This window comes from Pseudomonas sp. CAN1, from assembly GCF_030462585.1.
Classification (GTDB): domain Bacteria; phylum Pseudomonadota; class Gammaproteobacteria; order Pseudomonadales; family Pseudomonadaceae; genus Pseudomonas.
The window spans coordinates 192,470-212,474 of record NZ_JASMRU010000005.1 but is presented as its reverse complement, the minus strand read 5'-3'; the positions used below and the strand labels follow the sequence as shown (position 1 = coordinate 212,474).

General features: G+C 66.6%; 19 protein-coding genes. 3 read left to right on the top strand and 16 right to left on the bottom strand.

The features are described from left to right. Positions 1-2: 2 nt before the first annotated feature. The 6 genes from QO207_RS09830 to ubiE all read right to left on the bottom strand — a co-directional run bounded on the left by QO207_RS09830 (position 3) and on the right by ubiE (position 4,113). Positions 3-254, bottom strand: a complete 252-nt coding sequence (locus QO207_RS09830; RefSeq protein WP_301532254.1) for a twin-arginine translocase TatA/TatE family subunit — start codon at positions 252-254, stop codon at positions 3-5. Between the two features lie 24 nt (positions 255-278). Continuing rightward, the gene (locus QO207_RS09825; protein WP_301532253.1) at positions 279-617 is read right to left on the bottom strand and encodes a phosphoribosyl-ATP diphosphatase; all 339 of its coding nucleotides are present in this window, start codon (positions 615-617) and stop codon (positions 279-281) included. Beyond that, the gene (gene hisI / locus QO207_RS09820) at positions 607-1,020 is read right to left on the bottom strand and encodes a phosphoribosyl-AMP cyclohydrolase (protein ID WP_301532252.1); all 414 of its coding nucleotides are present in this window, start codon (positions 1,018-1,020) and stop codon (positions 607-609) included. The genes QO207_RS09825 and hisI overlap by 11 nt, the downstream gene beginning before the upstream one ends. Before the next feature lie 83 nt (positions 1,021-1,103). Further along, positions 1,104-2,711 (bottom strand): ubiquinone biosynthesis regulatory protein kinase UbiB, encoded by a 1,608-nt coding sequence (gene ubiB / locus QO207_RS09815; RefSeq protein WP_301532251.1) that lies wholly within the window; start codon positions 2,709-2,711, stop codon positions 1,104-1,106. Next, positions 2,708-3,334 carry an SCP2 domain-containing protein gene (locus QO207_RS09810; protein WP_301532358.1) on the bottom strand — a complete coding sequence of 209 codons (627 nt, stop codon included), beginning with the start codon at positions 3,332-3,334 and terminating at the stop codon, positions 2,708-2,710. Before QO207_RS09810 ends, ubiB begins: the two co-directional genes overlap by 4 nt. Further along, positions 3,331-4,113: a bifunctional demethylmenaquinone methyltransferase/2-methoxy-6-polyprenyl-1,4-benzoquinol methylase UbiE gene (gene ubiE / locus QO207_RS09805; RefSeq protein ID WP_301532250.1), complete on the bottom strand. Its 783-nt coding sequence runs from the start codon at positions 4,111-4,113 to the stop codon at positions 3,331-3,333. The genes QO207_RS09810 and ubiE overlap by 4 nt, the downstream gene beginning before the upstream one ends. 150 nt (positions 4,114-4,263) lie before the next feature. Between ubiE and QO207_RS09800 the strand changes: the two genes are divergently transcribed. The 3 genes from QO207_RS09800 (at position 4,264) to QO207_RS09790 (ending at position 6,070) form a co-directional block, all read left to right on the top strand. Then, the gene (locus QO207_RS09800) at positions 4,264-4,539 is read left to right on the top strand and encodes a polyhydroxyalkanoic acid system family protein (protein WP_138213081.1); all 276 of its coding nucleotides are present in this window, start codon (positions 4,264-4,266) and stop codon (positions 4,537-4,539) included. A 168-nt stretch (positions 4,540-4,707) separates the two neighbouring features. Further along, positions 4,708-5,118, top strand: coding sequence for a phasin family protein (locus QO207_RS09795; RefSeq protein ID WP_301532249.1), 411 nt, complete (start codon positions 4,708-4,710; stop codon positions 5,116-5,118). Between the two features lie 10 nt (positions 5,119-5,128). Next, positions 5,129-6,070: a phasin family protein gene (locus QO207_RS09790; RefSeq protein WP_301532248.1), complete on the top strand. Its 942-nt coding sequence runs from the start codon at positions 5,129-5,131 to the stop codon at positions 6,068-6,070. A gap of 73 nt (positions 6,071-6,143) precedes the next feature. Here QO207_RS09790 and QO207_RS09785 read toward each other — a convergent pair whose 3' ends face one another. The 10 genes from QO207_RS09785 to QO207_RS09740 form a co-directional block, all read right to left on the bottom strand. Next, on the bottom strand, positions 6,144-6,758 hold the full coding sequence (locus QO207_RS09785) for a TetR/AcrR family transcriptional regulator (RefSeq protein ID WP_301532247.1): 615 nt from the start codon (positions 6,756-6,758) through the stop codon (positions 6,144-6,146). 311 nt (positions 6,759-7,069) lie between these two features. Further along, complete coding sequence (gene phaC, locus QO207_RS09780) at positions 7,070-8,752, bottom strand: class II poly(R)-hydroxyalkanoic acid synthase (RefSeq protein ID WP_301532246.1); 1,683 nt, start codon at positions 8,750-8,752, stop codon at positions 7,070-7,072. Between the two features lie 343 nt (positions 8,753-9,095). Next, positions 9,096-10,100 (bottom strand): poly(3-hydroxyalkanoate) depolymerase, encoded by a 1,005-nt coding sequence (phaZ, locus tag QO207_RS09775; protein WP_301532245.1) that lies wholly within the window; start codon positions 10,098-10,100, stop codon positions 9,096-9,098. Then, positions 10,097-11,776 carry a class II poly(R)-hydroxyalkanoic acid synthase gene (gene phaC, locus QO207_RS09770; protein ID WP_301532244.1) on the bottom strand — a complete coding sequence of 560 codons (1,680 nt, stop codon included), beginning with the start codon at positions 11,774-11,776 and terminating at the stop codon, positions 10,097-10,099. The genes phaZ and phaC (QO207_RS09770) overlap by 4 nt, the downstream gene beginning before the upstream one ends. Before the next feature lie 506 nt (positions 11,777-12,282). Continuing rightward, positions 12,283-12,654: a DUF971 domain-containing protein gene (locus QO207_RS09765; protein WP_301532243.1), complete on the bottom strand. Its 372-nt coding sequence runs from the start codon at positions 12,652-12,654 to the stop codon at positions 12,283-12,285. 92 nt (positions 12,655-12,746) lie between these two features. Beyond that, positions 12,747-14,087 carry an ATP-dependent protease ATPase subunit HslU gene (gene hslU / locus QO207_RS09760; RefSeq protein ID WP_301532242.1) on the bottom strand — a complete coding sequence of 447 codons (1,341 nt, stop codon included), beginning with the start codon at positions 14,085-14,087 and terminating at the stop codon, positions 12,747-12,749. Positions 14,088-14,114: 27 nt separating this feature from the next. After that, the gene (gene hslV / locus QO207_RS09755) at positions 14,115-14,651 is read right to left on the bottom strand and encodes an ATP-dependent protease subunit HslV (RefSeq protein WP_017520170.1); all 537 of its coding nucleotides are present in this window, start codon (positions 14,649-14,651) and stop codon (positions 14,115-14,117) included. A 143-nt stretch (positions 14,652-14,794) separates the two neighbouring features. After that, on the bottom strand, positions 14,795-15,607 hold the full coding sequence (locus QO207_RS09750) for an SPOR domain-containing protein (RefSeq protein WP_301532241.1): 813 nt from the start codon (positions 15,605-15,607) through the stop codon (positions 14,795-14,797). A 6-nt stretch (positions 15,608-15,613) separates the two neighbouring features. Next, the gene (gene argS, locus QO207_RS09745; protein WP_301532240.1) at positions 15,614-17,377 is read right to left on the bottom strand and encodes an arginine--tRNA ligase; all 1,764 of its coding nucleotides are present in this window, start codon (positions 17,375-17,377) and stop codon (positions 15,614-15,616) included. 203 nt (positions 17,378-17,580) lie between these two features. Then, positions 17,581-19,842, bottom strand: a complete 2,262-nt coding sequence (locus tag QO207_RS09740) for a primosomal protein N' (RefSeq protein ID WP_301532239.1) — start codon at positions 19,840-19,842, stop codon at positions 17,581-17,583. Positions 19,843-20,005: the final 163 nt, after the last annotated feature.

The following is a 20,005-nucleotide window of genomic DNA, read 5'->3' as shown; positions in this document are numbered from 1 at the left end:
AATCAGTCCTTGCGCGCCGGCTCTTCGACCTTCTGCGCCTGGGCGTCGATGGTGTGCGGCTGGTTCAGCGGCGGGGTGCCGGCGGCGTTGGCGTTCGGGTCTTTCTTCTCGTCTTCTTCGGTGTTCATCGCTTTCTTGAAGCCCTTGATGGCTTCGCCGACGTCCGAACCCAGGTTCTTCAGGCGCTTGGTGCCGAAGACCAGGACCACGACGATCAGGATGACGACCCAGTGTTTCCAGTCAAAGATGCCCATCTTGTTCTCCTAGGATTGTTCGTGTCAGGCCGACGGCTGGCGCGCAGCTTTCTCGTCGTGCCCGGAAAGGCCGAAGCGGCGATCCAGCTCTTCCAGTACCGCCTGCGGGTGCTGGCCGAGGGCGGCGAGCATCACCAGCGAATGGAACCAGAGGTCGGCCGTTTCGTAGATCAGGTCCGTGCAGTCGCCGCTTGCGGCGGCGTCCTTGGCAGCGAGGATGGTTTCCACCGATTCCTCGCCGACTTTCTCCAGAATCTTGTTCAGGCCCTTGTGGTACAGGCTGGCCACGTAGGAGCTGTCCGGTGCGGCATTCTTGCGCGCTTCGAGGACTTCCGCCAGACGGGCGAGGGTATCAGTGCTCATGGAGTTTTCCTGTACCTACGTGGGAGTAGATGGCACCCGGGTCCTTGAGCACCGGGTCGACGGTCTGCCAGGCGTCGTTCTCGAATACCCGGTAGAAGCAGCTCTCGCGGCCGGTGTGGCAGGCGATGCCGCCCAGCTGCTCGACCATCAGGATCACCACGTCGGCGTCGCAGTCCAGCCGCAGTTCGTGCAGTTTCTGCACGTGGCCGGAGTCCTCGCCCTTGCGCCAGAGCTTGCCGCGCGAGCGCGACCAGTAGATGGCGCGGTTCTCGGCGGCGGTGAGGGCCAGGGCCTCGCGGTTCATCCAGGCCATCATCAGCACGCGGCCGGTGCGATGGTCCTGGGCGATCGCCGGCACCAGTCCATCGGCATTCCACTTGATTTCGTCCAGCCAGTCTTTCATCTCGGGTTCCGTACAGCGGGCACGTCGGGTGCCCGGAGCCACTGTCTACAACGGTTTAGTGTGCCAGCCAGGGCGGCGACTGGCTATCGGCGCAGAATCAGATACAGACCACCGGCCAGCATCGCCCAGGCCGGCCAGGCCGCGAGGCTGTGGGTGGCAAGGCCGGTCTCGGCAGCGCCGGCGACCAGCACTGCGCCAATCAGCCGCGCCGGCCAGGCGCTGGCCATGCCGGGCTGGGCGCCGGTGAGGCGCGCTTCGGCTTGCGGCTCGCGGGACAGGCGTTCGAGCGTGTCGCGGGTCATCTGTGCCAGGTGCGGCAGCTGTTCGATGTGCTGCTGGGCGTTGCGCAGCAGGGTGCCGGGGCTGACGCGGTCGCGCATCCAGCGTTCGAGGAAGGGCTGCGCGGTGGTCCATAGGTCCAGCTCCGGGTAGAGCTGGCGGCCCAGGCCTTCGATGTTCAGCAGGGTTTTCTGCAGCAGCACCAGTTGCGGCTGCACTTCCATGTTGAAGCGGCGCGCGGTCTGGAACAGGCGCAGCAGCACCTGGCCGAAGGAGATGTCCTTGAGCGGCTTCTCGAAGATTGGCTCGCACACGGTGCGGATCGCCGCTTCGAAGTCGTTGACCTTGGTTTCCGCCGGCACCCAGCCCGAGTCGATGTGCAGCTGGGCGACCTTGCGGTAGTCGCGCTTGAAGAAGGCGATCAGGTTGCGCGCCAGGTAGTCCTGGTCCTCGTCGGTGAGGCTTCCGACGATGCCGCAGTCCACCGCAATGTACTGCGGGCTCCACGGCGTGCGGGTGCTGACGAAGATGTTGCCGGGGTGCATGTCGGCGTGGAAGAAGCTGTCGCGGAACACCTGGGTGAAGAAGATCTCCACGCCGCGCTCGGCCAGCGCCTTGAAGTCGGTGCGCTGGTCGCGCAGGGTCTCCAGGTCGGTCACCGGGATGCCGTAGATGCGCTCCATCACCAGCACCTTGGGGCGGCACCAGTCCCAGTAGACCTGGGGCACGTAGAGCAGCGGCGAGCCTTCGAAGTTGCGCCGCAGCTGGGAGGAGTTGGCCGCTTCACGGAGCAGGTCCAGCTCGTCGTAGATGGTCTTCTCGTAGTCGCTGACCACTTCCGCCGGGTGCAGGCGGCGGGCGTCGGCGGAGATGCGTTCGGCCATGCGCGCGAGGATGTGCAGCCAGGCGATGTCGGAACGGATCACCGGCTCCAGGTTCGGCCGGATGACCTTCACCACCACGTCCTCGCCGCTCTTGAGCTGCGCGGTGTGCACCTGCGCCACCGAGGCGGAAGCCAGCGGTTCGCGCTCGAAACGGGAGAACACCTGCTCGATCTTCGCGCCGAGCTGCTGCTCGATGAGCGCCACGGCCTGTTCCGGCGGGAAGGGCGGCACCTTGTCCTGCAGGAAGGCCAGCTCCAGGGCGATGTCGTCAGGCAGCAGGTCGCGGCGGGTGGAGAGAATCTGGCCGAACTTGATGAAGATCGGCCCGAGATCTTCCAGCGCCAGCCGGATGCGCGCGCCACGGCTGAGCTCCAGCGGCTTGCGCGGCAGCCAGCGCCAGGGCAGCAGCCCACCGAGCAGGCGCAGCCACCAGGGCAGGAAGGGCAGTTCGAGGACCATGTCGTCCAGACGGTAGCGGATGGCTACGCGCTGGATGCGCAGCAGGCGGCGGAAGGCGAGCAGCTTCATGCGTCAGGCTTGATCTTCTGGGTCAGGCGGGTGATCCGCGCGTCGAGGCGGTCGAGGGACATCTTCAGCTGGTCCAGCTCGGCGAAGCGCGCTTCGGCTTCGTGCTGGCCGACCAGGCTGCGGCTTTCCTCGGCGAGATAATCGGCGAGGCTCAGGCGCAGGCTTTCCAGGCTGTCGCCGGCCCAGGCCATGCCACCGCGCAGGCGCGCGCCGAGCAGGTGCGCGGGCACCGGGCCGAGCCAGCGGGCAACTTCGTATTCCCAGTCCAGCTCCAGGCTCTGGAGGATGTCGGCCAGCTCCAGCAGCATCGCGCTGTCGCCGCCCATGGTCACTTCAGGGCTGTGCAGGACGCGGGTCTTGTCCTTGGCCAGGGCCAGTTGCAGCAGGCTGCCGGCGGGGGCTACGAGGGTGCAGTCGGCCGGCGCCTCGTGGTGCGCGGCCAGATGCAGGCCGTCGGCGTCGGGCAGGATGAACAGCCGCAGCGCGGGCGCCTGGCAGTCCACTTCCAGCACCTTGCCGGCGAGCCGGCCGAAGCGCCGCAGGGCCACGCCGTCCAGCCGCAGCACGCGGTTGACGGTGGCTTCGGCGCTGGCCAGGGCGGCCTGCAGGAGCAGGGTCATCAGGGCTTGATGCCGCGGTGCAGGGCGACCACGCCGCCGGTCATGTTGTGGTAGGTGACGCGGTCGAAGCCGGCCTCCACCATCATCGACTTCAGCGTTTCCTGGTCGGGGTGCATGCGGATCGATTCGGCGAGGTAGCGGTAGCTCTCGGAATCGTTGGTCACCAGCTTGCCCATCAGCGGCAGCAGGGTGAAGGAGTAGGCGTCGTAGGCCTTGGACAGCAGGCTGCTGGTGGGCTTGGAGAATTCCAGCACGAGCAGGCGGCCGCCGGGCTTGAGCACCCGCAGCATGGAGCGGATGGCTTCGTCCTTGTGGGTGACGTTGCGCAGGCCGAAGGCGATGGTCACCGCGTCGAAGTAGTTGTCGGGGAACGGCAGCTTCTCGGCGTCGGCCTGGACGAAGCTGACGTTGCCGGCGACGCCGCTGTCGAGCAGCTTGTCGCGGCCGACCTTGAGCATCGAGGCGTTGATGTCGGCCAGCACCACTTCGCCGGTCGGGCCGACCAGGCGGGAGAACTGGCGGGTCAGGTCGCCGGTGCCGCCGGCGATGTCCAGCACCCGGTTGCCGGCGCGCACGCCGGACAGCTCGATGGTGAAGCGCTTCCACAGACGGTGGACGCCGCCGGACATCAGGTCGTTCATCAGGTCGTACTTGGCGGCGACCGAGTGGAACACCTCGGCGACCTTCTCGGCCTTCTCGCTCTCGCGCACGGTCTTGTAGCCGAAGTGCGTGGTGGGATCGGCGCTGTCCTGGCCGGCTTGGGGCTTGCGCGGTTCGCTCATGGCGTTTGTACCCTGGAAGTCAGTGGCGGGCATTCTAACAGGATGCGGAGAAAACGCCGCCCCGCTCGCCAGCCTGTGAGGGCTGCCTGGGTGCGGCGATAGGGCGCGGCGCGTATGATCGACGGGGTCAGTCAATCGCGGAGTTCCAGCATGTCCCGTATCCACGTCGAACGTTCCCACTCCCTCGGCCTCGAAGCCGCCCGCGCCAAGGCGGAGAAGCTCGCCGACAAGCTCACCCGCGAGCACGGCGTGAGCAGCGAGTGGCAGGGCGATACCCTGCTGTTCAAGCGCAGCGGCGTGGACGGGCGCATCGAAGTGGGCGCGGACAAGGTGGCGGTGGACGTGAAGCTCGGCCTGATGCTCTCGGCCATGGGCGGCCTGCTCAAGGGTGAGATCGAACGCGCCCTGGACAAGGCGCTGGCCTGATTCCCTCCGGCCCCGTTTCCTGCGGGGCCATGCCATCTCCCGGTGGCGCCGGCTTTCCTACAAAGCCTGGTATGTGTTTTCTAATTTTCCCCGATACCTTGGCTCACAGTCCCGCCTTTCGCGGGCAGCTATTCGACATCATCGAATCCGAATCTGTGAGGTGCCACCATGGCCAAGGCTGTCAGCAAGAAGAAAGTCGTAGAACTCGAATCCTCCCTCTACACCGATGCCAAGCACTACGCGCGGCAGATCTGGCTCGCGGGCCTGGGCACCTACGCCAAGGTCGGCCAGGAAGGCAGCGAGTACTTCAAGGAACTGGTCAAGTCCGGCGAGTCCGTGGAGAAGAAGGGCCGCGAGCTGGTGACCACCCAGATCGATGCCGCCAACGACAACGTCAAGGGCCGCCTGCACAGCGTCAAGGCCAAGCTCAACTTCGACAAGATCGAAGCGGCGTTCGACGCCCGCGTCGGCTCTGCCCTCAACCGTATCGGAATTCCCTCCAGGCGTGATGTGGAGGCGCTCTCTGCTAAGCTGGATGAGCTGAGCGCAGTGCTCGAGCGAGTCGCGAGAAACCAATAAGGAGAGCAGGATGGCTGGCAGAAAAACTACCGATAAAAAAGAGTCCGGCTGGATCGGCGAGATCGAGAAATACTCGCGGCAGATCTGGCTGGCCGGCTTGGGGGCCTACTCGAAGGTCAGCAAGGACGGCAGCAAGGTATTCGAGTCCCTCGTGAAGGATGGCGAGAAGGCGGAGAAACAGGCCAAGACCGAAGTCGAGGGTGCGGTGAAAACCTCCACCCGTTCCGCGAAGGCGCGCGTGGATGCCGTCAAAGGCGCTGCGATCGGCAAGTGGGGCGAGCTGGAAGAGGCCTTCGACAAGCGCCTGAACAGCGCGATTTCGCGTCTGGGCGTACCGAGCAGCCGTGAAGTGAAAGACCTGCACAGCAAGGTCGACAGCCTCACCAAGCAGATCGAGAAGCTCACCGGCGTCAGCGTCAAGAGCGCCAAACCGGCCGCCAAGGCCGCCGCCAAGCCTGCAGCGAAAGCCGCCGCCAAACCGGCTGCGAAACCCGCTGTGAAGACCGCGGCATCCAAGCCGGCTGCCAAGGCCGCTGCGAAGCCTGCAGCGAAACCCGCCGCCAAGGCCGCTGCCAAACCGGCTGCCAAGGCTGCCGCGAAACCCGCTGCCAAGCCTGCTGCGAAGCCGGCTGCCAAGGCTGCGGCCAAGCCCGCCGCGAAACCGGTCGCCAAGCCCGCTGCTGCGAAAGCCGCCGCGAAGCCTGCTGCCAAGCCCGCTGCAAAACCGGCTGCCGCCGCCAAGCCTGCCGCTGCGAAACCTGCAGCCAAGCCGGCCGCGGCGAAGAAGCCTGCCGTGAAGAAGCCCGCCGCGCCCAAGGCCGCCGCCAAGCCGGCAGCTCCGAAGCCGGCAGCCGCTCCGGCCGCCACTCCGGTACCGTCGGCTCCCGCCGCCGCTACACCGGCCGTGACGCCGTCCGCTGCACCGACGACTACGCCGTCGTCCCAGGCCTGATCGGTCTGTTGCAACACCCACGCCCGGCCTTGTGCCGGGCGTTTTCATTTCAGCGCGGCGTGAACGCCCTCGGTCAGGGCGCGAGGTAGCGCTGGGCGATGCGCTCGGCGACCCGCTGCGAGTCCGGACGCAGGTGCGGTGCCACCAGCATCATCACCTGGAACACCACGTGGCGGACGTCGCCGGCGTGGCCGAGGATGCGCTGGTAGTCGAGGGAGAACAGCAGGGTCAGGGTGATCTGCTCCACCAGCTGGCCGAGGGCCTCGGTATCGCTGACCAGTTCGTCCTGCGCCTTGAGCTGCGCCAGCAGGGTGGCCAGGGTGCGCTTGAGCTGGTTGAGCCAGGCGCGCATGCCGCGGGCCAGCTTGGGCAGCTTGCCGGACAGGTTGGAGAGGTCCTGGAAGAGGAAGCGGTAGTGCGCCAGGCGCTCGACGATCAGGTGCAKGAACAGCCAGTAGTCCTCGGCCCCCAGTTGCACGTCGGCAGGCGGGTCGAGCAGCGGCGCCAGCTCGTCCTGGAAACGCTCGAACAGCGCCAGCACCAGCGGCTCCTTGCCGTGGAAGTGGTAGTAGAGATTGCCCGGGCTGATGCCCAGTTCGGTGGCGATCTCCAGGGTTGAAACGTTGGGCTCGCCCTGCTCGTTGAACAGCTGCAGGGCGCATTCGAGAATCCGGTCGCGCGTTTTCATCCGTGTTCAGGTTCCAGCCGCAGTGGGGCCGACGATAGCTTCGGGAGAGGGTGGCTGCCAATTGCCGTGCGGCAAACTTCTGCATGGTGCCCCGCGCTGTGGCTCGCCGGAGCATCCTACTAGTGCTTCCGCATGGCGTCCCTGTAGGAGCGAGCTTGCTCGCGAACCTTGCCGGACGGACACGGCATCAGGCGGTACGCGAGCAAGAACTAGGCGTCCCCCTCGATCCTACGAAGAACAAAGCAGAACAGTGCCAGTGGTGGGCGGGGAGTGAACAACCCGCAACGGGTTGCTCGCGCCTCCTGCGTTCGTCAGCGCACGTGCACGTAGGTCCCCGGTGCGGCCTCTCTGGGCGGATGCTCGGCGTTGCCCAGTTCGAAGCTCACCGCGCGGCGCTCCCCGGAGCGTTGCTGTATCCACTCCAGCCACAGCGGCCACCAGCTGCCTTCCTGGCGCTGGGTGTCGTAGTACCAGGCGCGCGGGTCGGAGCTGATCTTGCCGTTCTCGAAGTAGCAGGCCTTGGGGTTGCCGGGCGGGTTGAGGATGCTCTGGATATGCCCGCTGTTGGACAGCACGAAGCGGCTGTCGCCGCCCAGCAACTGGGCCGAGCGGTACACCGCGTCCCACGGGGTGATGTGGTCGGTGATGCCGGCGACGTGGAAGTTGTCCACCGCCACCTTCTTCAGGTCGATGGGCGTGCCGTTGACTTCCATGGCGCCGGGACGGGCCAGCGGGTTGTGCTTGAAGAAGTCGAGGAAGTCGCCGTGCAGCGCGGCGGGCAGGCGGGTGTTGTCGTTGTTCCAGTAGAGGATGTCGAAGGCCGGCGGCTGCTTGCCCAGCAGGTAGTTGTTGACCCAGTAGTTCCAGATCAGGTCGTTGGGGCGCATCCAGGCGAAGATCTTCGCCATGTCGCGGCCGTCCAGCACGCCGTGCTGGTAGGAGCGCCGCTTGCTGGTCTCCAGGGTCTGCTCGTCGGCGAACAGCGCGGCCGGAGTTTCCACCTGGCTGTCCAGCAGGCTCACCAGGTAGGAGGCGCTGGAAATCTTGCGCAGCTGTCGGCGCGCCTGCAGGTGGCCCTGCAGCGCGGCGATGGTCAGGCCGCCGGAACAGGCGCCCAGCAGGTTGACGCTGCGGCTGCCGCTGATCGAGCGGCACACCTCGATGGCCTCGTCGAGCGCATCGGTGTAGGTCGACAGGCCCCATTCGCGGTGGCGCGCGTCGGGGTTGCGCCAGCTCACCATGAACACCTGCAGATTGTTCTTCAGGGCGTACTGGACGAAGCTCTTCTCCGCCGACAGGTCGAAGATGTAGAACTTGTTGATCTGCGGCGGCACGATCAGCAATGGCTTGGCATGCAGGTGCTCGCCCATCGGCTTGTACTGGATCAGCTCCAGCACCTCGTTGCGAAACACCACGGCGCCGGGCGTGGTGGCCAGGTTCTGGCCGACCTCGAAGGCGCTGCGGTTGACCTGGCTGGGCATGCCGCCGTTGTGCATCAGGTCATCGAGCAGGTGCTGCACGCCCTTCACCAGGCTCTGCCCGCCGGTGTTGAACAGTTCCTTCACCGCCAGCGGGTTGAGCAGGGTGTTCGACGGCGATGCCGCATCGGAGAGGATCGACAGCAGGAAGCGTGCGCGGGCGCGGTCGTCGCCGTTCAGGTCGCTCTCGTCGACCCAGGCCAGCAACTGCTTCTGCCAGGCCAGGTAGGTCTGCACGGTGCGCCGGTAGAAGGGGTTGAGGCGCCAGGACGGGTCCTGGAAGCGCGCGTCCTGCGGGTTGGGCTGCAGCGGCGAGTCACCGATCAGCACCTTGCCCACCTGCTTGCCGAAGGCCGCCAGGTGCTTCGCCGAATGCACCGGCCGGCGCACGCCCTGCAGCGCCAGCAGGCGCAGGGTGGACAGCATGTCCTTGCCGCGCAGGCCGAGCATCGCACTCTGCGCATTCATGTATTGGGTGGGGACGGGGACGCTACCAGGCTCAGCTTTCTCTCGCATGAACAGCACTCCGTAAAGGGTCCGACCTGCCAATGGCGACGCAAGGCCTGTACCAGAATCGGGAAACTCCCGTTCCAGACGCCTGCCGCCGGTTCGAGGGGTGTGCACGGGTATCGACGCGAGAGGGCAACTGCCCGAAAACAGGGCAGCGGATCAGCAGCCGGGTTGCCCTGCGGTCACCTGTGAAGGTGGCCGCAGCGGCGGTCCCGAATCAGGCGCTACGTGTCGATACCCGTGAACACGCCTGTTTGTTGTTCGGCTCTTTAAAAAAAGTGCCTGAGCAGCGATCGGTCAAGGCAGGATGCCCACCGACTGTGACGAAGCTGTGATGCTCGAGCCAGCCTCAGCTGGCTTTGGGAGCGAAAGGACGCGGGTGAATGATCGCGCGCTGCCGTTCTTCCTGGAGGAACTTCATGATGATCGGCGCCACGGTTTCCGCGCGGGTCACCAGGAACAGGTGGCCGTCGTCGATCACGTGCAGCTCGGAGTTGGGGATGCGCCAGGCCAGCATGCGCATGTTGATCAGCGGGATGATCGGGTCGTCGTCGCCGGCCAGGATCAGCGTCGGCTGCCGAATCTTGTGCAGCCAGTGGATGCTGGTCCAGCCGAGGCCGGCGAACAGCTGCCAGTAGTAGCCCATCTTGCCGGACGAACGGACCTTGCTGGCGAAGGCCATGGCCAGCTTCGGATCGCGGCGGAAGGCGCCGCCGTAGATGTCCGGGGCGATGTGCACGCCGTAGGACGGCTGGATGTAGCGCCGCGGGCTGGCCATGCGCCAGAGCACCGCCGGCTTGCCCGGCACCATCACCGCACCGGCGGCGGTGGCGGCGAGGATCAGCTTCTTGCAGCGTTCGGGGTAGTCGTGGGCGAACTGCTGCGCCAGGGCGCCGCCCCAGGACACGCCGATGGCCGTCACCTGGCCGTAGTCCAGGTAGTCGAGCATCCGCGCGGCCAGCTTCGCCAGGCCGGGGAAGCGATACGGCGTGCTCGGCGTGGACGAGCCGCCGACGCCGGGGACGTCGAAGGCGATCACCTCCAGGTCCGGGTCCAGCGCGGCGACGAAGGGGAAGACCAGTTCCAGGTTGGCGCCGATGCCATTGAAGATCAGCAGCGGCGTCATGTGCTTCTTGCCCGGACGCACGGCGGTGCGGATGGTCTGCCCGTCGAGTTCGATGGTGCGGAACTCGAAGGGCTGTGCCGCCGGCGCCTTGCTCGGCAGGATCTCCTCCGCGCTGGCTTTGCTGCGCGCGCGCCGGCTCGTCGGCGCGGCGACTTCCGGTGCCGGCGACGATTCTGCTAATTCGGCGTCGTCCACGGCGCCAGCTTGCGGGAGGAGTTCTGTTTTCATCGTTCGTGTACGTAGGTTCCGGGAGAAGCTTCGCCAGCCGGATAGGCTTTGTTACCCAGGGCAGTCGGCGCCTTGCGCGTCTTGCCCGAGCGGTCGGCGAGCCAGTTCTGCCAGTGCAGCCACCAGGAGTCGGCGTGCTTGCTGGCGTTTTCCTGCCAGGTCTTCGGATCAACCGTGAGTTCCGGGCCGGTCATGAAACGCGCCTTGGGGTTGCCCGGCGGGTTGAGGATGCTCTGGATGTGCCCGCTGTTGGAGAGCACGAACTCGCACTTGCCGCCGAGCAGGCGCGCGGAGCGGTAGCAGGCTTCCCACGGGGTGATGTGGTCGTTGAGCCCTGCCAGGCAATAGAAGTCGCAGGTCACCTGCTTGAGATCGATCGGCGTACCTCCCACCTCCAGCGCGCCGGAGCGGCTCAGCGGGTTGGTCTTGAACATCTCCACCAGCTCGCCGTGCAGCGCAGCGGGCAGGCGCGTGGTGTCGTTGTTCCAGAACAGGATGTCGAAGGCCGGTGGCTCGTTGCCCAGCAGGTAGTTGTTGACCCAGTAGTTCCAGATCAGGTCGTTGGGGCGCATCCACGCGAACACCTTGGCCATGTCCTTGCCTTCGAGCACGCCGGCCTGATAGGAGCGGCGCTTGGCGGCTTCCAGGGTCTTCTCGTCGGCGAACAGGGCGACCTGGGTGTCCAGCTCGAAGTCCAGCACGCTGACCATCTGGGTGAAGGCATGCACCTTGTTCTCGCCCAGGGCGGCGTAGTGGCCGAGCAGGGTGACGGTGGTGATGCCGCCGGAGCAGGCCCCGAGCATGTTCAGGTCCTTGCTGCCGGTGATCTTCAGGACCACGTCGATGGCTTCCTTGAGCGCCTCGATGTAGGTGGTCAGGCCCCACTCGCGCTGCGCCTTGGTCGGGTTGCGCCAGCTGACGATGAAGGTCTGTACCTGGTTGCGCAGGCAGAAGCGCGCCAGGCTCTTCTCCGGCGACAGGTCGAAGACGTAGAACTTGTTGATCTGCGGCGGCACCACCAGCAGCGGGCGCTCGTGCACGCTCTCGGTGATCGGCTTGTACTGGATCAGCTCCAGCACGTCATTGCGGAACACCACCGCGCCGTCGGTCATGGCCAGGTTCTTGCCGACCTCGAAGGCGTCCATGTTGACCTGGCTGGGCATGCCGCCGTTGTTCACCAGGTCCTTGGCCAGATGGGTGAGGCCGTCGAGCAGGCTCTTGCCGCCGGTCTCGAAGAAGCGTTTGACCGCCGCCGGATTGGACAGCGTGTTGGTCGGCGCCATGGCCTCGGTCATCAGGTTGATGACGAACTGGCCGCGGCTGATGTCCTGGGGCGACAGGTCGCTCTCGCCCATCCAGGTGTGCAGCTCCTTGCGCCAGGCCAGGTAGGTCTGCAGGTAGCGGCGGTAGAGCGGGTTCTGGCTCCAGGCCGGGTCGTTGAAGCGGCGGTCGTCGTCCGAGGGCTTGAGCTCGGATTTGCCGAGCAGCACGTTCTTCAGTTCGAGGCCGAAATGGGTCACGTGCTTGGCGCTGTGGAAGGGCTGCTTGATCGCCTGCAGCAGCACCATCCGGGCAGAAGTGAGCAGGTCCTTGCCGCGAATCCCGATCACCGGGTTCAGGGCGAGTGTGTTTTCCGCGGCTTGCTGGGGTAGATCGCTGTTGTTCTTCTGGGTCATCGGCGACGCTCCATTGTCCTGAGACGCATACTGGCGGGGCTCACCTGGGTGACGTAAGGCCAAGTACTTCTCGGGGTTGCGGAACGTGGAGGGTGCTCCACGCGATTCATCACTTGGCGGCATCACTGGAAAATCAGGGAGACCACGCTTCGCGCAGCGCAATTCCGGTGCGCTGCACTGCCTTGGTTACCCGAGTTTCCTTCGCCGCGCAAGCTGGTGCAGCGTGGGCCTTCTCCTAGGAGTATGTCGGGAAAAGTTAGAAAACGCGCCCTAGAGCGGGGGCATCTCGCCAATTCCCTGACGGCGGCCACGCGAGCAGCAGTCTGCCGAAGGAATGTTGCAAATGGCGTGCCCTGGGCGAATGCCCGACGAAGGTTGGTGCGGAGGGGAGGGAAAGATCGAACGAATTGTAGGAGCGGATTCATCCGCGATGGGTTGGGTGCGGCGCCGGACCGATCGCGGACGGAGTCCGCTCCTACCCAGTCGGTCGGTTCGGCGTTCCCGATCTACAGCATGAGTTTGACGACAGACTCCGATGGGTCGCGCGACTTGCCGGCCTTTTCCAGCTGCGCCAGGTAGTCGGCCCACATCTCGTCCTGGCGCACGCACAGTTCGTAGAGATAGTCCCAGGTGAACAGGCCGCTGTCGTGGCCGTCGTCGAAGGTCAGCTTGAGCGCGTACTGCCCGGCCGGCTCGATGTTGCTCAGGCCGACGTTCAGCTTGCCCACCTGCAGCACCGGGTTGCCGTGGCCCTGCACCTCCGCCGACGGCGAATGCACCCGCAGGAACTCGGCGGACAGTTCGTACGACTGTTCCCCGTAAGTCAGCGAAAGCTTCTTCGAGGCCTTGTGCAGCTTGATGGCGGAAGGGATGCGCATGGACGGCTCCTGGACGACGATTGCGGCATTGTAGCGCCGCCGGAAAAACAGCGGGGCGCCCTGAGGCGCCCCGTCGCAGCGATGTGGATCGCTTAGAGGATGTAGCGGGACAGGTCTTCGTCCTGGGCCAGTTCGCCCAGGTGGCCGTTGACGTAGGCCGCGTCGATCACGATGGCCTTGTCGCTGTGCTCGCTGGCCAGGTCGGCGGCGTCGAAGGACACCTCCTCCAGCAGGCGTTCGAGCAGGGTATGCAGGCGACGGGCACCGATGTTCTCGGTCTTCTCGTTGACCTGGAAGGCGATCTCGGCGAGGCGCTTGATGCCGTCGGCGGCGAATTCGATGTCCAGGCCTTCGGTCTTCAGCAGCGCGGTGTACTGCTCGGTCAGCGACGCGTGCGGCTCGCTGAGGATGCGCTCGAAGTCGCTCGGGCTCAGGGCTTTCAGCTCGACGCGGATCGGCAGGCGGCCCTGCAGTTCCGGCACCAGGTCGCTGGGCTTGGACAGGTGGAACGCGCCCGAGGCGATGAACAGGATGTGATCGGTCTTCACCATGCCCAGCTTGGTGTTCACGGTGCAGCCCTCGATCAGCGGCAGCAGGTCACGCTGCACGCCCTCGCGGGAAACATCGGCGCCGCCGACGTTGCCGCGCTTGGCGATCTTGTCGATCTCGTCGATGAAGACGATGCCGTGCTGCTCCACCGCCTCCAGGGCGCGGGCCTTGAGGTCTTCCTCGTTGACCAGGCGCTGGGCCTCCTCGTCGCGGACCATCTTCATGGCTTCGGCGACCTTCAGCTTGCGGCTCTTGCGCTTGCCCTTGCCCATGTTGGAGAACAGGTTCTGCAACTGGTTGGTCATCTCTTCCATGCCGGGCGGGGCCATGATTTCCACGCCCGAAGGGATGTCGGCGACCTCGATGTCGATTTCCTTGTCGTCCAGCTGGCCTTCGCGCAGGCGCTTGCGGAACAGCTGGCGGGTGTTGGAATCCTCGCGCGGCGGCTCGTCACCGAAGCCGCCGGTGCGTGCCGGCGGCAGCAGGGCGTCGAGGATGCGCTCTTCGGCGGCGTCTTCGGCGCGGTACTTGACCTTCTGCACTTCCTGCTCGCGGAGCATCTTGATCGCGGCATCGGCGAGGTCGCGGATGATCGACTCGACGTCACGGCCGACATAGCCGACCTCGGTGAACTTGGTCGCTTCGACCTTGAGGAACGGGGCGTTGGCCAGCTTGGCCAGGCGCCGGGCGATCTCGGTCTTGCCGACGCCGGTCGGGCCGATCATCAGGATGTTCTTCGGTGTCACTTCGGCGCGCAGCTCGGCCGGCAGCTGCATGCGCCGCCAGCGGTTGCGCAGGGCGATGGCGACGGCGCGCTTGGCGTCGTCCTGGCCGATGATGTGGCGATTGAGTTCGTGGACGATCTCGCGGGGAGTCATGGACATTGACTAGCTACTCCGGAACGACAGCGCTCAGACAGCGCTGTCGAGCTCCTCAAGGGTCAGGTTCTGGTTGGTGAACACGCAGATGGAGCCGGCGATGTTCAGCGCGGTTTCGGCGATCTCGCGGGCGCTCATGTCGTCGCTGCCTTTCTGCAGCAGGGCCAGCGCGGCGGCCTGGGCGAAGCCGCCGCCCGAACCCATGGCGATCAGGCCATGCTCGGGTTCGACCACGTCGCCGTTGCCGGTGATGATCAGCGAGGCGTCCTTGTTGGCCACCGCCAGCATGGCTTCCAGGCGGCTCAGGGAGCGGTCGGTACGCCAGTCCTTGGCCAGCTCGACAGCGGCGCGCACCAGGTGGCCCTGGTGTTTTTCCAGCTGCTGCTCGAAGCGTTCGAAGAGGGTGAAGGCATCGGCGGTGGCGCCGGCGAAGCCGGCCAGCACTTCACCGTGGTACAGGCGGCGGACTTTCTTCGCGTTGCCTTTCATCACGGTGTTGCCCAGGGAAACCTGGCCGTCGCCGCCCATGACGACTTTGCCATTGCGGCGGACAGATACGATGGTGGTCAAGGGTCTTACTCCACACTGCGGGGCGTTGTGCCCGAATGCAGAGTCAGATGGGGACTGCGAAGGCGGGGTTCAAGTCCCGCACCGGACGAGTAGCGCGCATTTCGCGCGCCACCCGTCGGCGCAGGGCCTGATTTCGCGGGGCTTCAGCGGGTCTGGCGCTGCTGTAACAGCAGGTTGCTGAAGCCGTTGCCGGCGAGCTGCTTCTGTGCGGCGGAGGCCTTGGTGCGGTCGCCGTAGGGGCCGACCATGACGCGGTACCAGGTTTCGTCGCGCACGGTGCCGGACTCCACGCGGGCGTTCTGGCCCATCATGATGATCTGCGCGCGCAGGTGGTCGGCGTCGGTCTGTTTGCGGAACGAGCCGGCCTGCAGGTAGTACTGGGTCGCGGCCACGGCCGGCGGCGGGGTCGGCTTGGCTGCGGTGTCGCTGGCCGGAGCCTGCGGCAGGGCCGGCTTCTGCGCGCTGGCGACCTGGGTCGCGGGCGGCGTGGCTGGCTTGACTACCGCGGGCGGCGGCGGGTTCTGCCCGCTCAGGGCGGTCAGGGCGCGCTGGGTGTCGATCTTCTCGGCTTCTTCCTTGGTCGCGACCACGGTCGCCGGCGGCTGCGCGGGTTGCGTCGGCTTGGCCGGCGGCGGCACGGCATCCGGCGGCACCGCGACTTCCGAGCCCGGCAGCAGGGTGTAGAAGTCGTACTTGGGCTTCACCCCGGTCGGCGCCGCAGGCTGTTGCTGCTGCACGGTGCCGGAGGGCTTGTTGGAGCCGACCACGGTCTTGGCCGTCTCCGGCTTCTCGCGTTTGACGTCGTTGCGACCCGGCTCCAGCTTCATCAGGAACATGATGAAGCCGCCGATGGCCAGGCCGGCGACCAGCCAGACCCAGCCGGGGACCGAAGTCTTCTTGGCCGGGGCCTGGTAGCGGCTGGCGCCGCGCTTGGGAGCGGGTTTCTTCTTCGCCATGGGTGCTTACATGCGCTCCAGGGTTTCCAGGCCCAGCAGCTCCAGGCCCTGCTTGAGGGTACGGCCGGTCAGCGCGGCAAGGCGCAGGCGGCTTTCCTGTTGCGCCGGGTCCTCGGCAGTGAGGATCGGGCAGTGCTCGTAGAAGCTGGAGAACAGCCCGGCCAGCTCGTACAGGTAGGCGCAGAGGATGTGCGGGACACCCTTCACGGCGACGTTGTTGAGCAGGTCGGTGAATTGCGCCAGCTGCGCGGCCAGGGCGATTTCCTGGGGCTGCTGCAGGTGGATGCTGCCGCCCACTTCGTCATAGGTCTTGCCCAGCTTGCGGAACACGCCGGCTACACGGGTGTAGGCGTAGAGCAGGTACGGCGCGGTGTTGCCCTCGAAGCTCAGCATCAGGTCGAAGTTGAAGCTGTAGTCGCTGGTGCGGTGCTTGGACAGGTCGGCGTACTTAACCGAATCGATACCCACCACGTGGCCGATGCGGCGCAGTTCTTCCTCGCTGAAGGGCGTTTCGCCTTTCTCCACGCGCTTCTCGTTGAGGCCTTTCACCAGGGTGTAGGCGCGCTCCTCGGCTTCGATCAGCAGGTCGATCAGCTTCACGGTGCCGCCGTCGCGGGTCTTGAATGGCTTGCCGTCGGCGCCGTTCATGGTGCCGAAGCCCATGTGCTCCAGGTCCATGCTGGCCGGGACGAAACCGGCGCGGCGGGCGACTTCGAACACCTGCTGGAAGTGCAGGGCCTGGCGCTGGTCGACGAAGTACAGCACGCGGTCGGCGTGCAGCACCTTGTGGCGGTAGCGCATGGCGGCGAGGTCAGTGGTGGCGTAGAGGTAGCCGCCGCCAGCCTTCTGCACGATCACCGGCAGCGGCTCGCCTTCGGCATTCTTGAACTCGTCGAGGAACACGCACAGGGCGCCGTCGCTCTCGACCAGCAGGCCCTTGGCGGTAAGGTCGGTAACCACCTGCGCGAGGTCGTCGTTGTAGGCGCTCTCGCCCTTCACGTCGGCCATGGTCAGCTTCACGCCCAGCAGGTCGTAGACCTTCTGGCAGTGCGACAGGGAGATGTCGTTGAAACGGTTCCACAGGGCGATGCACTTGGGATCGTTGGCCTGCAGTTTCACCACCAGCTCGCGGGCGCGGTCGGCGAACTCGGGGGACTCGTCGAAGCGCTTCTTGGCGGCGCGGTAGAAGACTTCCAGGTCGTGCAGTTCGGCCTGGGCGTCCACCGGTTGTTCTTCCAGGTAGGCCAGCAGCATGCCGAACTGGGTGCCCCAGTCGCCTACGTGGTTCTGGCGGATCACGGTGTCGCCGAGGAATTCCAGCACGCGGCTGACGGCGTCGCCGATGATGGTCGAGCGCAGGTGGCCGACGTGCATTTCCTTCGCCAGGTTCGGCGAGGACAGGTCAACCACCACGCGCTGGGCGGCACCGGCCTTGCGCACGCCGATGTTACCGTCGGCGAGGGCCTTGTCGAGGCGGGCGGCGAGCCAGGCCTGGTCCTGGAAGAAGTTCAGGAAGCCGGGGCCGGCGATCTCGACCTTGGCCACTTCCGGGCTCTGCGGCAGCGCCGCGACCAGCTTGGTCGCGAGGTCGCGCGGCTTCATCCCGGCCGGCTTGGCCAGCATCATGGCGATGTTGCTGGCGAAGTCACCGTGGGTTCGGTCCTTGGTGTTCTCCACCTGGATGTCGGGCGTCAGGCCGGCCGGCAGGGTGCCGTCTTCGGTGAGGCTGACAAGGGCTTGCTGGATCAGGTGGCGAATCGTGTCTTTCATGGTTTTCTCCGTGCTCGCGTGCTTCCGGCGCGCGCGACCGGTTATCGGGCTCAGAACCGCGCATTATCCGTGGCCGGGCATGGCTTGCCAACCGCGGAGCGCTCCTTGTTCAGTCTCGCCGCTGCGCCATCCGTCGCGGCTGATGGAAGTCAATGTAGGACGGATGCGCAAGCCCGGACGGTTTTATCCGTGCGAGGCATCTGTCAGAAGAGGTCGATCGGGTCCACGTCCAGCGACCAGCGTACCTGGCGCCCGCTGGGCATGCCTTCCAGCGTCTGCAGCCAGGGTGTCAGCAGGCGGTGCAGCGGCGCGCGGGCGGTGCTCATCAGCAACAGCTGGGCGCGGTAGCGTCCGGCGCGGCGCTCCATGGGAGCCGGCACCGGGCCGAGGAGTTCCACGTCCTGGCCCAGCGTAGCCTGCAGGCGCTCGGCCTCGGCGCAGGCTTCGTCGAGGAAGCCTTCGGCCTGCCCCGGCTTGTGCGCCTCGGCGCGCAGCAGGGCGAGGTGCGAGAACGGCGGCAGGCCGGCGGAGCGGCGTTCGGTGAGGGCCTGGTCGGCGAAGGCGAAGTAGCCCTGTTCGGTGAGCTGCACCAGCAGCGGGTGGTCGGCCAGGTGGGTCTGGATCAGCACGCGGCCCGGCTCCTCGGCACGCCCGGCGCGGCCGGCGACCTGGACGATCTGCTGGGCCATACGCTCGCTGGCGCGGAAGTCGGCGGAGAACAGCCCGCCGTCGGCATCGAGGATCGCCACCAGGGTGACGCGCGGGAAGTGGTGCCCCTTGGCGAGCATCTGCGTGCCGACGAGGATGCACGGCTCGCCTTTATTGATGGTGGCGAACAGGTCGCGCATGGCGTGCTTGCGCGAGGTGCTGTCGCGGTCGATGCGCAACACCGGGTAATCCGGGAAGAGGATGCGCAGGCGCTCCTCGGCGCGCTCGGTGCCGGCGCCCACCGGGCGCAGGTCCACCGTGCCGCATTTCGGGCAGTTGCGCGGCGGCCGCTCGCGGTGGTCGCAGTGGTGGCAGCGCAGCTCGCCGCTGCCCTGGTGCACGGTCATCCGCGCGTCGCAGCGCGGGCACTGGCTGATCCAGCCGCAGTCGTGGCACAGCAGGGTCGGGGCGAAGCCGCGGCGGTTCAGGTAGACCAGCACCTGCTGGCCGGCGGCCAGGGTTTCCTTGATCGAACGCTGCAGCGGCATGGAGATGCCCGAATCCAGCGGCAGGCTCTTCACGTCCAGGCGGTGGAACTTCGGCTGGTGCGCGCCGCCGGCGCGCTGGGTCAGGCGCAGCAGGCCGTAGCGACCACTCTGGGCGTTGTGCAGGCTTTCCAGCGCGGGGGTGGCGGAGCCCAGCAGGATCGGCACGTTCTCCAGCCGCGCGCGCACCATGGCCAGGTCGCGGGCGTGGTAGCGCAGGCCTTCTTGCTGTTTATAGGAAGCGTCGTGTTCCTCGTCGATGATGATCAGCCCCGGATTCTTCATCGGGGTGAACAGCGCCGAGCGGGTGCCGATGATGATGTCGGCGTCGCCGTCACGGGCGGCCAGCCAGGCGTCGAGGCGCTCGCGGTCGGTCAGCGCGGAGTGCAGCAGGGCGATGCGCGCGTTGAAGCGGCGCTCGAAGCGGCTCAGGGTCTGCGGGCCAAGGTTGATCTCGGGGATCAGCACCAGCGCCTGCTTGCCGGCCTCCAGGGCCTCGCGGATCAGTTGCAGGTAGACCTCGGTCTTGCCGCTGCCGGTGACGCCGGCGAGCAGGAAACTGTGGAAGCTGCCGAAGCCGGCGCGCACCGATTCGAAGGCGGCACGCTGTTCGGCGTTGAGCGGCAGTTCCGCCTGCGCCAGCCACGGGCCGTGGTGCGGCGCCACGCTGTGGACGCGCACTTCCAGGCTGACCAGGCCCTTTTCCTGCAGCAGGTCGAGGCTGTCCTTGTTGATCTGCAACTGGCTGAGCAGGTCGTGGGCGACGCCGTGGGGATGCTGTTTGAGGATTTTCAGCGTCTCGCGCTGGCGCGGCGCGCGGGCCAGGCGCGAGTCGTCCTCGCGAGCGCCCGGCTCGGCGTGCCAGAAGCGCTGCTGGCGCGCCTCGGCCGGCTCGCCCTGGCGCAGCAGGTTGGGCAGCGCCCAGGAAAAGGTGTCGCCCAGGCTGTGCTGGTAGTACTGCGCCGTCCAGCGGCACAGCTCCAGCAGGTGCGCCGGCATCGGCGGCTCGTGGTCGAGCACGGCCAGGGCCGGGCGCAGTTTGTCGGCCGGGACCTCGGAGGTCTCCACCTTGTCCACCAGGACGCCGACCATCTCGCGGCGGCCGAACGGCACGCGCAGGCGCACGCCCGGCTGCAGGCGCGAAGCATCGACCCCGCGCGGGGGCAGGTAGTCGAACAGGCGGCGCAGCGGCGAGGGCAGGGCGAGACGCAGGATGGCGGGTGCGGGCACGCGACGGATTCCGGGGCGGCGAGGAACCCTGGATGGTAGCATGGGCGATACGACGGTCGGTCATGCCTGATCTTGCGTTGCAGGCGTTCTCTGGTATGATCCACGCCCTTAATTTCCGTGCGGTGCCCGGTAAAAGATCCCGCCCGCGGTCCTCGATGACCGTGGCTCGGCTTCTGCCAGAGACTGGGTGGCGGCACACCACCGA